At 69.4% G+C, this 14,595-nt stretch carries 14 protein-coding genes; all 14 read right to left on the bottom strand.

The genetic code is table 11. The annotated features are described in order from the left end of the window. Positions 1–37 precede the first annotated feature (37 nt). Entirely contained in the window at positions 38–1,207 is a 1,170-nt protein-coding gene (hflX, locus tag QTI33_RS18535) for a GTPase HflX (RefSeq protein WP_286507663.1), read from the bottom strand. A gap of 53 nt (positions 1,208–1,260) precedes the next feature. Beyond that, entirely contained in the window at positions 1,261–1,506 is a 246-nt protein-coding gene (gene hfq, locus QTI33_RS18530; RefSeq protein ID WP_093123058.1) for an RNA chaperone Hfq, read from the bottom strand. Positions 1,507–1,694: 188 nt separating this feature from the next. Then, positions 1,695–3,035 (bottom strand): ribosome biogenesis GTPase Der, encoded by a 1,341-nt coding sequence (der, locus tag QTI33_RS18525; RefSeq protein ID WP_286507662.1) that lies wholly within the window; start codon positions 3,033–3,035, stop codon positions 1,695–1,697. A 21-nt stretch (positions 3,036–3,056) separates the two neighbouring features. Continuing rightward, positions 3,057–4,205, bottom strand: a complete 1,149-nt coding sequence (bamB, locus tag QTI33_RS18520) for an outer membrane protein assembly factor BamB (protein WP_286507661.1) — start codon at positions 4,203–4,205, stop codon at positions 3,057–3,059. Then, the gene (locus tag QTI33_RS18515) at positions 4,202–4,897 is read right to left on the bottom strand and encodes a YfgM family protein (RefSeq protein ID WP_286507659.1); all 696 of its coding nucleotides are present in this window, start codon (positions 4,895–4,897) and stop codon (positions 4,202–4,204) included. The genes bamB and QTI33_RS18515 overlap by 4 nt, the downstream gene beginning before the upstream one ends. A gap of 6 nt (positions 4,898–4,903) precedes the next feature. Next, positions 4,904–6,202 (bottom strand): histidine--tRNA ligase, encoded by a 1,299-nt coding sequence (gene hisS, locus QTI33_RS18510; RefSeq protein WP_286507658.1) that lies wholly within the window; start codon positions 6,200–6,202, stop codon positions 4,904–4,906. Positions 6,203–6,211: 9 nt separating this feature from the next. After that, positions 6,212–7,504 carry a flavodoxin-dependent (E)-4-hydroxy-3-methylbut-2-enyl-diphosphate synthase gene (gene ispG / locus QTI33_RS18505; RefSeq protein WP_286507656.1) on the bottom strand — a complete coding sequence of 431 codons (1,293 nt, stop codon included), beginning with the start codon at positions 7,502–7,504 and terminating at the stop codon, positions 6,212–6,214. 11 nt (positions 7,505–7,515) lie between these two features. Then, entirely contained in the window at positions 7,516–8,406 is an 891-nt protein-coding gene (locus QTI33_RS18500) for a helix-turn-helix domain-containing protein (RefSeq protein WP_286507654.1), read from the bottom strand. Next, positions 8,399–9,229, bottom strand: a complete 831-nt coding sequence (gene pilW, locus QTI33_RS18495; protein ID WP_286507652.1) for a type IV pilus biogenesis/stability protein PilW — start codon at positions 9,227–9,229, stop codon at positions 8,399–8,401. Before pilW ends, QTI33_RS18500 begins: the two co-directional genes overlap by 8 nt. 4 nt (positions 9,230–9,233) lie before the next feature. Beyond that, complete coding sequence (gene rlmN, locus QTI33_RS18490; RefSeq protein ID WP_286507651.1) at positions 9,234–10,382, bottom strand: dual-specificity RNA methyltransferase RlmN; 1,149 nt, start codon at positions 10,380–10,382, stop codon at positions 9,234–9,236. A 20-nt stretch (positions 10,383–10,402) separates the two neighbouring features. Next, positions 10,403–10,828, bottom strand: a complete 426-nt coding sequence (gene ndk / locus QTI33_RS18485) for a nucleoside-diphosphate kinase (RefSeq protein WP_286507649.1) — start codon at positions 10,826–10,828, stop codon at positions 10,403–10,405. A 150-nt stretch (positions 10,829–10,978) separates the two neighbouring features. Beyond that, on the bottom strand, positions 10,979–12,679 hold the full coding sequence (locus QTI33_RS18480; RefSeq protein ID WP_286507648.1) for a pseudouridine synthase: 1,701 nt from the start codon (positions 12,677–12,679) through the stop codon (positions 10,979–10,981). After that, positions 12,676–13,428 carry an SMC-Scp complex subunit ScpB gene (scpB, locus tag QTI33_RS18475; protein ID WP_286507647.1) on the bottom strand — a complete coding sequence of 251 codons (753 nt, stop codon included), beginning with the start codon at positions 13,426–13,428 and terminating at the stop codon, positions 12,676–12,678. The genes QTI33_RS18480 and scpB overlap by 4 nt, the downstream gene beginning before the upstream one ends. Before the next feature lie 129 nt (positions 13,429–13,557). After that, positions 13,558–14,583: an RluA family pseudouridine synthase gene (locus QTI33_RS18470; protein WP_444814857.1), complete on the bottom strand. Its 1,026-nt coding sequence runs from the start codon at positions 14,581–14,583 to the stop codon at positions 13,558–13,560. Positions 14,584–14,595: the final 12 nt, after the last annotated feature.

Genomic DNA, 14,595 nt, shown 5'->3' with positions numbered 1-14,595 from the left:
CTGTTCTTTGGTCAGTGAAGTGGGATTGTGCACAATCTCAATCGGTGGCCTCGTGCAATTCGGCCCCGCCCTCTAGGGGCATGTCGTCGGGGACCGAATGCGATCGCTGCGCCAGTTCGGCCCGCAGCGCCGGCAGCCCCTCCCCGGTATGGGCGCTCAGGAAGATGCGGGTCACCAGCAGGCCGTCGACTTCGATCTCGTCCTCGAGATGCAGGGGCTGCTGCGCGCTTTCAAGGGCGTCCAGCTTGTTGAACACCAGGAGCTGCGGCACGACGTCGGCATCGATCTCCTTGAGCACCGCCTGGACCTCGGCCATCTGCTCGGGGTGGTGCGGGTTCGAGGCGTCCACCACGTGCAGCAGCAGGTCGGCATCGACGGCCTCCTGCAGCGTCGCCTTGAAGGCGTCGATCAGCCCGTGCGGCAGGTCGCGGATGAATCCCACGGTGTCGGAGATCGAGACCTTGCGGCGGGCGTCGCCGAGGTAGAGCTGCCGGGTGGTGGTGTCGAGCGTGGCGAACAGCTGGTCGGCCGCATAGGCGCGGGCCTTGACCAGCGCATTGAAGAGCGAGGACTTGCCGGCGTTGGTGTAGCCCACCAGCGAGATGTTGAAGGTGTCGCGCCGCTCGCGCTGCCGGCGCTGGGTGCCGCGCTGGCGCTGCACCTTGGCCAGGCGCTCGCGGGTGCGCTTGATCGACTCGCTGATCATCCGGCGGTCGAGTTCGATCTGCTTTTCGCCCGGGCCGCCGCGCACGCCGGCACCGCCGGTCTGGCGCTCCAGGTGGGACCAGCGGCGCACCAGCCGCGTGCTCAGGTATTGCAGGCGCGCGAGTTCGACCTGCAGCTTGCCTTCGTGCGAACGGGCACGCTGGGCAAAGATCTCGAGGATCAGGAAGGTGCGGTCGTAGACGGCGATGCCGAGCTGGCGTTCGAGGTTGCGCTGCTGCGCCGGGCTCAGCGACTGGTCGAAGACCACCTCGCTGGCGCGATGCAGTTCGGCCAGTTCGCGGATTTCGTCGGCCTTGCCGCTGCCGACGAACAGCGCGGCATCGGGGGCCTTGCGCTTGCACGCGAGGCGAGCGACCGGCTGCAGGCCTGCGGTCTGCGCGAGCAGGCCGAGTTCCTCGAGTTCGCCGTCGAAATGGGGCAGCCCGAAATCCACGCCGACCAAAACGACGGCGCCTTCTATCCGGGGAATCAGTTCAGACAAGCGGATTCAGATATGAAAAAGCGCGGCGGACGAACCGCCGCGCCTCGCGCCGATCAGGCGGCGGTGTCGTCGTTCTCGGCAGCCGAGAAGTTGACGGCCCGACCCGGCACGATGGTGGAGATGGCGTGCTTGTAGACCATCTGGGTCACCGTATTGCGAAGCAACACGACGTACTGGTCGAACGACTCGATCTGGCCTTGCAGCTTGATGCCGTTGACCAGGTAAATCGAAACCGGCACGTGCTCGCGACGCAAGGTGTTCAGGAAGGGGTCTTGAAGAAGCTGCCCTTTATTGCTCACGATATTCTCCGTGTTCAAGAGTTGTTGTTGGAGCGGTCACCTTAACACAGCGATTCCGCGCCGCAGCATATAAGCCCCAATGGCCTTCCAAAAATAACGGCACCGAAAGGCGGAACTTCCGCGCTCGACGCCTCTCATCGGTGCCCAATGGCGGCCAAGTCGCCCGCCAACGGTGGCCGGCGGCAGGCTCAATCGTCCTTGTCGGCGTAGGGATTGCTGGAGGTCTTGAGCTGGATTCGCAGCGGCGTGCCGACCAGGTCGAATTCCTTGCGGAAACGCCCTTCCAGAAAGCGCTTGTACGCCTCCGTGACGTGCTCCAGCGAATTGCCATGGATGATGATGATCGGCGGGTTCATGCCGCCCTGGTGCGCATAGCGCATCTTCGGGCGGAACATGCCCGAGCGCTTCGGCGCCTGGAACTGCACCGCCTCGAGCAGCAGCCGCGTCAGGACCGGCGTCGACATCTTGCGGGTGGCCGACTTGTGGGCCTGCACGATCGACTGCCACACCGGCCCCAGGCCCTGGCGCTTGATGGCCGAGATGAAGTGCAGCGAGGCGAACTTGAGGAACGGCAGCCGGGTCTCGATCTGGCGCTGGATCTGCTCGCGCTGGTAGCTGTCGACCGCGTCCCACTTGTTGATCGCGATCACCACCGCCCGGCCGCTCTCGAGGATGTAGCCGGCAATGTGGGCGTCCTGGTCGGTCACGCCCTGGGTGGCGTCGAGCAGCAGCAGCACCACGTTGGCCGATTCGATCGCCTGCAGCGTCTTGACCACCGAGAATTTCTCGATCGCCTCGAAGACCTTGCCCTTGCGGCGCAGTCCGGCGGTATCGATCAGCTCGAAGCGCTGGCCGTTGCGCTCGAAGGGCACCGAGATCGCATCGCGCGTCGTGCCCGGGAGGTCGAAGGCGACCAGGCGCTCCTCGCCCAGCCAGGTGTTGATCAGGGTCGACTTGCCGACGTTCGGGCGGCCCGCGACGGCCAGCTTGATCGGCTTGTTGGGGTCTTCCTCGCCCTCTTCCTCGGGCTCGGGCAGCGCCAGCGGTTCGAGCGCGAGTTCGACCAGGTCGCGGATGCCCTGGCCATGGGCCGCCGAGATGCCATGCACCTCGCCGAAGCCGAGTTCGTAGAAATCGACCAGCTTGGTGCCGTCGTGCATGCCCTCGGCCTTGTTGGCCACCAGCACGCAGGGCTTGCCCAGCCGGCGCAGTTCGTTGGCGATGTCGTGGTCCTGGGCCGACAGCCCTTCCCGCGCGTCGACCACGAAGATCACGACGTCGGCCTCCGCCACCGCCTGGCGGGTCTGCTTGGCCATCTCCTTGAAGATGCCGCTGCCGGCATCGGGCTCGAAGCCGCCGGTGTCGATGACGATGAACTCGTGCTTGCCCAGGCGGCCGTTGCCGTAGTGGCGGTCGCGCGTGAGGCCCGCGAAGTCGGCGACGATGGCGTCGCGCGTCTGCGTCAGGCGGTTGAAGAGGGTCGACTTCCCGACGTTGGGACGCCCGACCAGTGCGATGACCGGCTTCATGGAAGGCGTCCTTTCACTTGATTATTCGGGCCGATAGCCGAACACGCCGCCATTGCGGGTGACGACCACGACCGTGTTGCCGGCCAGGACCGGTGTCGCTGCGATGGCCGAGCCATCCGGATTGAGCCGGTTGAGCGGCTTGCCGTCGTCGCGCGACAGCACATGCACCAGGCCGGTGGTGTCGCCGACGATCACCGAGCGTCCGACCGCGAGCGGCGCCGTCAGGATGCGGTACTTGAGCAGGTCGGCCTGCTGCCAGGCCCGCTCGCCGTCGCTGCGGCGCCAGGCTACCACGGCGCCGCTGTCCTCGGCACCGAAGATGTAGCGGTCGTCGCCGCCGACGCCGTCGGCACCGACGGCCGGCTTGGTCCACAGCAAGGCGCCGCGCGCCGTGTCGACGCAGCCGACGCTGGCGAAATAGGCCCGCGCGCAGACCACGTCGCCCTGCCGGCTCACGGCGCCGGTCAGGTCGACCAGGCGCTCGACGTCGTTGGTGCCGCGCGGCGCGGCGATCGGCGACTCCCAGCGCGACGAGCCGTTGGCCGGATTGATGCCCACCAGCCGGCCGCCGACGCCGGCGATCAGGGTGTCGCCCACCGCCAGCAGCACGCCGGGCTTCTTCAGCACCAGGTTCTCGGCGGTGCGCTGCTGCGACCAGAGGCGGCGGCCGCTCTGGCCGTCCCAGGCGCTGGTCGTGCGGTCCGCGGCCTGCACGAAGATGCGGCGGCCGGCCACCAGCGGCGGCGTGTAGGCCTGGGCCGTGAGGCGCTCCTTCCAGAGCACCTTGCCGGCTTCCAGGGCCACCAGTTCGCTGTTGGCCGTGACCACCGCCACCAGGCGGCCGTCGCTGCCGACCCCGGCCGCCAGCGGCGCGCCGACGCTCGCGCGCCAGACCTCGGTGCCGGCGCGGGCGTCGATCACCACCACGGTGCCGTCGGCGCCGGCGACCGCGATCTGGTCGCCGTTGACCACCGTCGCCAGCGGGAACTCGACCTTCGGGATCTTGAGGGTCCAGGCCTGCTTGATGCCCATCAGCGCCACACTGGGCGGCAGTTCGGCGGGCTTCGGCCGTGCCGTGCCGGAACAGGCTGCCAGCGTTGCGATCAATGCGCAGGCCGCCCCGATGCGCAAGGCGGCGGGTGCCCAGGTCAGGTAACGCTTCGAATTCATGGTGTGGTCTTGGCTGGGGATGCGGCGCCGGCGGCCGCCGGAGCCAGGCTCTTCGGGTCGACGCCGACGGCGTTGAGCTTGATCTCGACCAGGCGGCGATAGTCGGCGCCCGGTTCGAAGGCGGCCAGGGCCTTGAGGTACTCGGCCTTGGCCTCCTCGCGCTTGCCCTGGGTGAGGTAGATGTCGCCCTTGCGATCGGCGGCCAGCGCTTCGAATTCCTTCGGCACCTCGCCGGCGAGCGCCTTCAGGGCCTCGTCGTACTGCTTGGCTTCGAGCAGCTCGCCCGCCAGTCGCAGCTTGGCGACCGCCTGGTAGCCCGGATCGACCGCGTGCTCCGAGACCCAGGCCAGCGCCGCCCGCGACGCCTCGGCATTGCCCTTGTCGTGGAGCGCCCGCGCCGCCAGCAGGCCGGCCTGCTGGGCGTAGGCGGTGCCCGCGAACTTGTCCTTCATGTCGGACAGCGCGCGTTCGATGCGGGCGGCGTCGCCGGCCTGCGCGCTGCGCTCGATCTCGTCATAGAGGGCGGACGCCTGGGCCGCCTTGTTGCGCTGGAAGTACTGCCAGCCGTTCCAGGCCACGAAGGCGCCGGCCGCGAGCAGCACGACCCAGGTGATCAGGGTGCCGTAGGTGTTCCAGAAATGCTTGAGCTGGTCGAGCTGTTCCTGTTCTTCGAGGTCGAGATGGGTGGCCATGCGCTGTCAGTTGTTGGGAGCCGAGGATTGTAGGGTGGCGGCCCAGGCCGCCAGGTCGGCCAGCGCCCGGGTGGTCTGGGCACCGCTGCCGTCGCGCAGCGACTTGACCGTGACCTCGCCGCGGGCGAGCTCGTCGGCGCCGAAGACCAGCGCATGCGCCGCGCCGCTGGCGTCGGCCTTCTTGAACTGCGACTTGAAGCTGCCGAGGCCGTCGGCCGTGGCCGCGTGCATCTGGGCCCGCAGGCCGGCATCGCGCAGCTGCTGCAGGGTGCGCAGCGCCACCGGCATGGCGGCGGCGTCGGGCACGACCGCGTAGACGTCGGGGACCGGCAGCGGGATCGGCGTGCCCTGCTCCTTCACCAGCTCGAGCACGCGTTCGACGCCCAGTGCCCAGCCGACCGCCGGCGCCGCCTTGCCGCCAATCTGCACGATCAGGTCGTCGTAGCGGCCGCCGGCGCAGACGGTGCCCTGTGCGCCGAGGCGGTCGGTCACGAACTCGAACACGCTGAGGTTGTAGTAGTCGAGCCCGCGCACCAGGCGCGGATTGATGGTGTAGCCGATGCCGTTGGCGTCGAGGATCGCGCGCAGGCCGTCGAAGTGCGCGAGCGAGGCCTCGCCCAGGAAGTCCATGAGCCGGGGCGCCGACTCCACGACTTCCTTCATGGCCGGGTTCTTGGTGTCGAGGATGCGCAGCGGATTGCTGTGCAGGCGGCGCTTGCCGTCTTCGTCGAGCTTGTCGGCGTGCTGCTCGAAATGGGCGATCAGCTGCGTGCGATGCAGCGCCCGCTCGGCCGGCTGCCCCAGGCTGTTGAGCTCGAGCCGGACGTCGGTGAGGCCCAGGGCCTTCCAGAGCGCGCTGGCCAGCAGGATCAGCTCGGCGTCGACGTCCGGACCGGCGAAGCCCAGGGCCTCGGCACCGATCTGGTGGAACTGCCGGTAGCGCCCGCGCTGCGGCCGCTCGTGGCGGAACATCGGACCCATGTACCAGAGCCGCTTGCCGCCGTCGTACAGCAGCGAATGTTCGGTCACGGCACGCACCACGCTGGCGGTGTTCTCGGGCCGCAGGGTCAGGGCCTCGCCGTTGAGCTTGTCCTCGAACGAGTACATCTCCTTCTCGACGATGTCGGTGACCTCGCCGATGCCGCGCACGAACAAGGCCGTCTGCTCGAGGATCGGCGTGCGGATGTTGCGGTACGCATAGCGGCCCATCAGGTCCCGCACGATGGCTTCGAGCCATTCCCAGCGCGCCGAATCGGGCGGCAATATGTCGTTCATGCCTTTGACGGCACTGATTTTTTCAGCCATGGAGGGGGTTCAGACGATGTCGGCAGCCACTGCGCTGCCGAAGCGTTTTTGAATGTAGGTTTCGACCAGCTGGTGGAACTCGGTGGCGATGTTGTCGCCGCGCAAGGTGAGCGCCTTCTCGCCGTCGATGAAGACCGGCGCCGCCGGCGCCTCGCCGGTGCCGGGCAGGCTGATGCCGATGTCGGCGTGCTTGCTCTCGCCCGGGCCGTTGACGATGCAGCCCATGACGGCCACCTTCAGGGTCTCGACGCCCGGGTACTTGTTGCGCCAGACCGGCATCTGCATGCGCAGGTAGTCGTCGATCTGCTTGGCGAGTTCCTGGAAGGTGGTGCTGGTCGTGCGTCCGCATCCCGGGCAGGCCGTGACGCTGGGCACGAACACCCGCAGGCCCAGCGCCTGCAGGATCTCGTTGGCGATCAGCACCTCTTGCGTGCGCGATTCGCCGGGCTGGGGGGTCAGCGAGACACGGATCGTGTCGCCGATGCCCTCCTGCAGCAGGATCGACAGCGCGGTGGCCGAAGCCACCGTGCCCTTGGTGCCCATGCCGGCTTCGGTCAGGCCCAGGTGCAGCGTGTAGTCGCAGCGCCGGGCGAGCTCGCGGTAGACCGAGATCAGGTCCTGCACGCCGCTCACCTTGCAGCTCAGGATGATCTGGCTGCCGTCCATGCCCATCGACTCGGCGAGCTTGGCGGAATCGATGGCCGAGGTGACCAGCGCCTCGTACATGACCGACTTGGCGTCCCAGGGTTCGGGGCGCGCGTTGTTGACGTCCATCAGGCTGGCCAGCAGCTCCTGGTCGAGGCTGCCCCAGTTGACGCCGATGCGCACCGGCTTGTTCCAGCGCATCGCGGCATCGATCATCTGGCCGAACTGCCGGTCCTTCTTGTCGCCCTTGCCCACGTTGCCCGGGTTGATGCGGTACTTGCTGAGCGCCTCGGCGCAGGCCGGATAGTCGGTCAGCAGGCGGTGGCCGTTGTAGTGGAAGTCGCCGATCAGCGGCACGTCGATGCCCATGCGGTCGAGCTGCTCGCGGATGTAGGGCACCTGCGCGGCGGCCTCGGGCGTGTTGACCGTGATGCGGACCATCTCGGAGCCGGCGATCGCCAGCTCCTTGACCTGGATCGCGGTGCCGATGGCGTCGACCGTGTCGGTGTTGGTCATCGACTGCACGCGCACCGGCGCATCGCCGCCGACGGTCACGGTGCGCGGCCCCCAGACCACGCGGGCCTGGCGCGAGCGGCGCGGCCGGGGCGCGGCGGGTTCGATCGGCAGGCAGCCGAGGGGGTTCTGGGCATCGGTCATGGCGGGCTCGATCAGGGTTTGACTTCGAAGCGTGCCACGCCGCCGGAACGCGCGAGCGGCGTGAGGTCAAAGGCCTTGCCGCGCACGCGCACGTCGACCGCCGAGGCCCGGCCGATCACGACCGACAGCGGGAGGGCGCCGGTCAGGCCGACGGTTTCACCGGGCTTGACCGTGCGGCGGATCAATTGCTTGCCGCCCGCCTCGGTCACGGTGATCCACGATTCCTCGCGGGCGACGAAGACGATCAGGTCGTTGCTTGCGGCCGCGGCCGGCGGCTCGGCGGCCGCCTGCGCTTCGACCGGCGCGGTGTCGGCGGGCGGCGGCAGCACCGGGGGCGCACTCGGCGCCGTCGGCTCCACGGCCGCCGCTGCCGGCGCGCCGCCGGCGGCCGTCGTGTCGCTGTGCGAACCCAGGCCCGAGAACACCGCACCGACCCGGTCGAAGGCCGACTGCGGCAGCCAGAACAATACGGCGGCGCCGACCAGCAGCAGCACGACCACGATCAGCAGCGCCCGCGACGGCAGGCCGCTGGCACCGGAGCCCGATCGCGGCGCCGCCGATTTCAGGCTCCTGCTGATGGTGCGGTCGGCATCCGCCAATCCGGGCCGCTGGGCACCGGGCAGCTTCGCCAGCACCGGCTGCGGATCGATCCGCAGCGCCCGGCAGACGCTGGCCGCCAGCGCGCGCGCGAACACGGCGTCGGGCAGGGCCTCGATGTCGTCGGCCTCGAGCGCGGCCAGCTTCTGCGGCGACACCTTGAGCGCCGCGGCGACCATGTCGATGTGCAGGCCGTGCGCCTCGCGCGCCTCGCGCAGCATGTCGCCGGCCGACATGTTCGTGCTGTCGCCACCGACCAGGGGCACCGCGGCCGAAGCCCCGAATTCACTCGCTCGCTCAATCATTGAAATTTCCGCGCTCGTACGCGATCGCCTCCCGCGACTGGGGGAAGCGCCGTTGCAATTGGTCCGCCAAGCGCGCGACCGCTTCGCGGTTGCCGAGTTGACGTTCGATCTTGATGCCGAGCCACAGCGACTCGGCGCTGGCCGACGGGCTGTTGTTGACGCGGCGGATGTAGAACTGGGCCCGCTGCCAGTCGTTGCGCTGGGCCAGGATCGAGGCCAGGTTGTAGCCGATCACCGGATTGCCGGCATCGATCTCGTAGGCCTGCATCAGGCTGCGCTCGGCTTCCGGCTTCTGTCCGGCCTTGAGCTGGCAGACGCCCTGGGTCATCAGCGTCTTGGCGCGGTCGGTGTAGCTGGCGATGGCGAGCGCAGCCGAGAACTGCTGCTGCGCGTCGGCAAAGCGGTTCTGCTGGCACAGCAGCCAGCCGTAGTTGTGCAGCACGTTGGGCTCGCGCGGATCGAGCGCGATGGCGCGGCGGAAGCTGTCTTCGGCCTGGGCCGGGTCGTCGAGCCGCATGTAGACCAGGCCGCGCAGGTTGTAGGCATCCGGGAAGCTCGGATCCGCCGCCAGGGCCTGCTTGATCTCGTCGAGCGCCACCGTGGTCTGCCCGGCCTGGAAGTAGCCGACGGCCAGCTCGGTGCGCAGCTTGGCGCGCTTGCGGCCATTGGTCTCGTCGGAGTCGGTCACGATGGCCGCGTCCCTGCCGGGGGAAGTCTGCAGCACGCCATTCCTGGTGTTGACGCAGCCTGCCAGCAGCCAGGCTGCAGCGACGCCACAGGACACCTGCAGCAGCGTGCGTGCATTCGGAAACGCCTTGCTCATCGGATCATTGCTCCTCGGCAGTGGGGGTGGCGGCCTGGCGGGAGGCCGGGTGCAGGATCACGGTGCGCCGCTGCGCCATCCGTTCGGCCGCATGGGTGCGGTCTTTCACGTCGCCGGCGAGCTGCCCGCAGGCGGCATCGATGTCGTCGCCGCGCGTCTTGCGCACCGTGGTCACGATGCCCGCCTCGCTCAGCACCTTGGCGAAGGCCAGGACCCGGGGCTGCGGCGAGCGCAGCAGGCCCGAGGCCGGGAAGGGATTGAAGGGAATCAGGTTGAACTTGCAGGACACGCCGGACGAACGCACGAGCTCCAGCAGCTGGCGCGCATGCTCGGGCTGGTCGTTGACGCCGTCGAGCATGCAGTATTCGAAAGTGATGAAGTCGCGCGGGGCATGCGCGAGGTAGCGCTTGCAGGCCTCGATCAGTTCGGCGATCGGGTATTTGCGGTTCAGCGGCACGAGGTCGTCGCGCAGCGCGTCGTTGGGCGCATGCAGCGACACCGCGAGCGCCACCGGGCAGTCGCCGCCGAGCCGGTCGATCATCGGCACCACGCCCGAGGTCGAGACCGTCACGCGGCGCCGCGACAGGCCATAGGCGTTGTCGTCGAGCATCGTGCGCAGCGCCGGCACCAGCGCCGCATAGTTCTGCAGCGGCTCGCCCATGCCCATCATCACGACGTTGGAGATGACGCGCTCGGCGCGGCCCAGGTGCTTGCGCAGGAAGTGCTCGGCGAACCACAGCTGGGCCGTGATCTCGCCGGTGGTCAGGTTGCGGCTGAAGCCCTGGTGCCCGGTCGAGCAGAAGCGGCAGCCGACGGCGCAGCCGGCCTGCGACGACACGCACAGCGTGCCGCGATCGTCCTCGGGAATGAACACGGCCTCGACCGCGTTGCCATCGCCGACGTCGAACAGCCACTTGATGGTGCCGTCGGCGGATTCGTGCTGCGTGATGACGGGCAGCGCCTCGACCCGCGCGGTGGTCGCGAGCTTCTCGCGCAGCGACTTGGCCAGGTCGGTCATCAGCGCGAAATCGCTGGCGCCCCGCTGGTGGACCCAGCGGAACAGCTGCGTCGCGCGGAAACGCTTTTCCCCCAGCCGTTCGCAGAACGCGGCCAATCCCTCCAGATCGAAGTCGAGCAGGTTGGCCGTGGTCATTGCGTCAGGCGGGCTCGCCCTCAGCGGGCGTAGACGTTGAGGCCGGCGAAGAAGAAGGCGATCTCGACCTGGGCCGTTTCGGGCGCGTCGGAACCGTGCACCGCGTTGGCATCGATGCTGTCGGCGAAGTCGGCGCGGATGGTGCCGGGGGCGGCCTTCTTGGGGTCGGTGGCGCCCATCAGGTCGCGGTTCTTGGCGATCGCGTTCTCGCCTTCGAGCGCCTGCACGAACACCGGGCCGGAAATCATGAACTCGACCAGGTCCTTGAAGAAGGGACGCTCCTTGTGGACCGCGTAGAACTGCTCGGCTTCGCTGCGCGACAGGTGGATCAGCTTGGCTGCCACGATCTTGAGGCCGGCGGCCTCGAAGCGGGAGACGATCTTGCCGATGACGTTCTTGGCGACGGCGTCGGGCTTGATGATGGAGAGGGTGCGTTCGATGGCCATGGAAGTGCTTTCTTGAGAGCTTGAATCTGAATGAGTTCCGTCACGGCCGCAACATGCGGGTTGCAAGCCTTGACAAAGCCTCTGATTTTAACCGGCGCGGGAGCATTCCCTCGCCGCAGGCGAGCGAAAGGCCGCGCCGGCTTGCCGAATTCAGCGGCCGCGGCGTCGACCGCCACCACCGCCGCCGAAGTTTCCGCCGCCGCCACCGCCGCCGCCGGGTCCACCCCGACGCGGGCCCTGGCGCTGCTCCTTGCGCTGGCGCGAGAAGCTGTCGGTGCCGATGTAGCCGAGCGAGGTCTTCATCGGATCAGGCTGGTTGGCGCCTCCGGGGGCGCGGTCGTCGCCCTGGCGGTTGCGACCCTGCGGACCGGGGCCGGGCCCCTGCCCTGGCGGCCGGTCGCCACGGTTGCCGCGGCGCCCCTGGGGCGGGCCCTTGCCGCCGCCGCGGTCCGGGCGCGCGCCCGGGCCGTGGGCCAGCGGATTCGGGATCGACTCGCGGGCCTCGCCCTGCGCGCCGCCGTTGCGGTTGCCCCGGCGCTTGCGATTGCGGTTGCGCCCGCCGTTGTCCTGGCCCGGCCCCTGGCCCTTGGGCCCGGCGCCTTGCCGCGGGGCCCGCTCGCCGCCACCGCCGGCGGCCTGGAACAGGGCCTGGATGTCGCGCTCGTCGAGCTCCATCCAGGCGCCGCGCTTGAGCCCGCGCGGCAGCACCATGGCGCCGTAGCGGATGCGGATCAGCCGGCTGACGGCGTGGCCGACCGACTCGAACAGGCGCCGCACCTCGCGGTTGCGGCCCTCGGAGATGGTCACGCGGTACCAGCAGTTGGAGCCTTCGCCGCCGCCCTCCTCGATGGTGCCGAACTGGGCCATGCCGTCGTCCAGCCGCACGCCTTCGAGCAGGCGCTTCTTCTCCTCGGCACTGAGGGCGCCGAGCACCCGCACGGCGTATTCGCGCTCCAGGCCGAAGCGCGGATGCATCAGCTGGTTGGCCAGTTCGCCCGAGCTGGTGAACAGCAGCAGGCCTTCGGTGTTCAGGTCGAGCCGGCCGACCGACTGCCACTTGCCCTGCTGCAGGCGCGGCAGCTTGCGGAACACGGTCGGGCGATTCTGCGGATCGTCGTGCGTGACGACCTCGCCGACCGGCTTGTGATAGGCGATGACGCGCGCCGGCGGCGGCGCGATCCGGTAGCGGATCGGCTTGCCGTTGATCTTGACCTGGTCGCCGTACTGGATGCGCTGGCCGATATGGGCCGGCTCGTTGTTGACCGAGATCCGGCCCTGGAGGATCAGCTGCTCCATTTCGAGCCGCGAACCCAGGCCGGCCTGCGCCAGCACCTTGTGGAGCTTGGGCGAATCGGCCTCGGGCAGCAGCACGCGCTTGAGCGGCGGCACCTCGGGGCTTTCCTCGTCGGCGTCGAACTGGCCGGAGATCACGTCGGCGAAGCGGATCGGCTCGGGCGGCGGCGCGTTGCGCTGCTCGCGCTCGGCGGCGCGGCGGGCGCGGTCGAGGTCGTCTTCTTCCTCGTCCGGCTCTTCCTCGTCTTCCTCTTCGTCCGCTTCGTCCTGGGCAGCAGCGGCGATGCTCGGTGCGGGCGTCGGCGCAGGCGGCGGCACCTCTTCGGCGACGGGCTCCGGCGCCGCGATCGCCTCGGCCGGTGCGGCCGCTTCGACCGCGCCCGCGTCGGCAGCGGGAGCCTCGACCGGCTGCGCGACGGCCGCCTTGGGCTTGCGGGGGCGGCGCTTGCGCGGCGCGGCTTCGCCTTCGGCGGCCGCTACGGGCGTCTCGACCGCGGGCACGTCGGAAGCGGCGTCGGCCGGCAGCGCGGCTGCATCATCAGGATCAATGGGGCTCATGGTCGGGTTCCGGAAGGGGCGGCGGTGGTGTCGGCCTCGTCGGGCGCCGCTTCGGCGTCGACGGGCGAGGGAATGGGGGGTTCGGCCGGCTCGGGGGCCGCCGCGGCGACGGCTTCGGCCTCGATGTCGACCTCGGCCAGGAGCAGCGTTTCCGCCGGCAGGTCCTCGATCGGCAGCGCCGGCTGGTCGTCGCCGCCGGCTGCCTGGCCGAGCGCGTCGATCAGCGCGCCCTGCTGGGCCGGCGTCTCGATCAGCGGCAACTGGTCCAGCGAGGCCAGGCCCAGGTCGTCGAGGAACTGGCGCGTGGTCGCATAGAGCGCGGGCCGGCCGACGGTTTCGCGATGGCCGATCACCTCGACCCAGTTGCGGTCCTCGAGCTGCTTCAGGATCAGCGAGTTGATCGTGACGCCCCGGATGTCCTCCATGTCGCCCCGCGTGACCGGTTGCCGGTAGGCAATGATGGCCAGCGTCTCGAGCACCGCCCGGGTGTAGCGCGGCGGCTTCTCGGGGTGCAGCCGATCGAGGTGGTCGCGCAGTTCGGGCCGGCTCTGGAAGCGCCAGCCGCTGCCCACGCTCACGAGCTCCAGGCCGCGCTGCGACCAGTCTTCCTGCAGTTCAAGCAACAGCGACTTGATCGTGTCGGCGCCCAGTTCGTCGTCGAACAGCACGCGCAGTTCGCGCACCGGCAACGGCTGGGTCGAACAGATCAAGGCGGTTTCGAGAATGCGCTTGGCATCCGCCGTATTCATGGTTCGCGTTATCCAGGAAAAGGCGTCTCGAGGACGCTAGTTCAGAAGGATGGAAGGAGGCGCTGCCGGCACGCGGCGAAAAGCAACGCAAAGCCGGCAATCAGGCGGCCGGCGCGGCCCTCGGGACCGTCAGGCGCGATTGTAATCCAGCCCCCACTCGGAGAAACCCTGAAGCAGGTCCGGCGGCGGCGGCGAGCGAAACGCCATCGGCGCGCGCGTGACCGGATGCGCGAATTCGAGCCTGAAGGCATGCAGCGCCTGCCGCGTCAGGCCGGCCGCGGGCGCACCGCCGTAGAGCGCGTCGCCCACCAGCGGATGACCGATCGACGCCATGTGGACCCGGATCTGGTGGGTGCGGCCGGTTTCGAGCGTGCAGCGCACCGCGCAGCCCTGCTCGTTGCCGTCGAGCAGTTCGACCAGCGTGCGGGCCGTCTTGCCCGAGTGGCGCTCGAGATCGACCACGGCCATGCGCAGCCGGTTGCGCGGATCGCGCCCGATCGGGGCGTCGACATGGCGCGCGCGGGCCCCCTGCCAGCTGCGGTGGGCGAGCGCCAGGTACTGGCGCTTGACGTCGCGCGCCGCGATCGACGCCACCAGCGCGTCCATCGCCTGGCGGCTGCGCGCCACCACCATGAGGCCGCTGGTGTCGCGGTCGAGCCGGTGCACGATGCCGGCGCGCGGCAGCAGCGCCGCCCGGGGATCGAGCGCCAGCAGGCCGTTGAGCAGCGTGCCGCTCCAGTGGCCCGGCGCCGGATGGACCACCAGGCCGACCGGCTTGTCGACGATGCGCAGGTGATCGTCCTCGTACAGCACGGCCAGGTCCATGGGCTCGGCCTTGAAGGCCTGGCTCTGCGGCGTCGGCCGCAGCTCGATCTGCCCGGCCTCGCCGGCATGGACGGTCGCCGAGGTCTTGGTCAGCACCCGGCCCTGAAGCTCGACCATGCCGGCCTCGATCAGCTGCTGCAGGTAGCTGCGGGAGAACTCCGGCACCAGCGCCGCGAGCGCGCGGTCGAGGCGCAGGCCATGCTCGGCGGCGCCGATCACGAAGGCGCGCACTTCGCTGGCGGCGGAGAGCTCCACGCCCTCGTCGTGGTCGCCCGCCTCCGGGGCGTCCGCCAGGGGGTCGGTCGATATAATCGAGGGCAACTGTTTCACGAAAGCCTTATC

Source organism: Variovorax davisae (assembly GCF_030316845.1).
Lineage (GTDB): Bacteria > Pseudomonadota > Gammaproteobacteria > Burkholderiales > Burkholderiaceae_C > Variovorax > Variovorax davisae.
The sequence above is the reverse complement of the archived record's forward strand: the minus strand, read 5'-3'. Positions and strand labels throughout refer to the sequence as shown.

What these genes read in the sequence shown, in the direction of transcription:
- der (WP_286507662.1), bottom strand. Translation starts at nt 3,035, where the DNA reads ATGAAGCCGGTCATCGCACTGGTCGGGCGTCCCAACGTCGGGAAGTCG.
- bamB (WP_286507661.1), bottom strand. Translation starts at nt 4,205, where the DNA reads ATGAATTCGAAGCGTTACCTGACCTGGGCACCCGCCGCCTTGCGCATC.
- QTI33_RS18515 (WP_286507659.1), bottom strand. Translation starts at nt 4,897, where the DNA reads ATGGCCACCCATCTCGACCTCGAAGAACAGGAACAGCTCGACCAGCTC.
- hisS (WP_286507658.1), bottom strand. Translation starts at nt 6,202, where the DNA reads ATGGCTGAAAAAATCAGTGCCGTCAAAGGCATGAACGACATATTGCCG.
- ispG (WP_286507656.1), bottom strand. Translation starts at nt 7,504, where the DNA reads ATGACCGATGCCCAGAACCCCCTCGGCTGCCTGCCGATCGAACCCGCC.
- QTI33_RS18500 (WP_286507654.1), bottom strand. Translation starts at nt 8,406, where the DNA reads ATGATTGAGCGAGCGAGTGAATTCGGGGCTTCGGCCGCGGTGCCCCTG.
- pilW (WP_286507652.1), bottom strand. Translation starts at nt 9,229, where the DNA reads ATGAGCAAGGCGTTTCCGAATGCACGCACGCTGCTGCAGGTGTCCTGT.
- rlmN (WP_286507651.1), bottom strand. Translation starts at nt 10,382, where the DNA reads ATGACCACGGCCAACCTGCTCGACTTCGATCTGGAGGGATTGGCCGCG.
- ndk (WP_286507649.1), bottom strand. Translation starts at nt 10,828, where the DNA reads ATGGCCATCGAACGCACCCTCTCCATCATCAAGCCCGACGCCGTCGCC.
- QTI33_RS18480 (WP_286507648.1), bottom strand. Translation starts at nt 12,679, where the DNA reads ATGAGCCCCATTGATCCTGATGATGCAGCCGCGCTGCCGGCCGACGCC.
- scpB (WP_286507647.1), bottom strand. Translation starts at nt 13,428, where the DNA reads ATGAATACGGCGGATGCCAAGCGCATTCTCGAAACCGCCTTGATCTGT.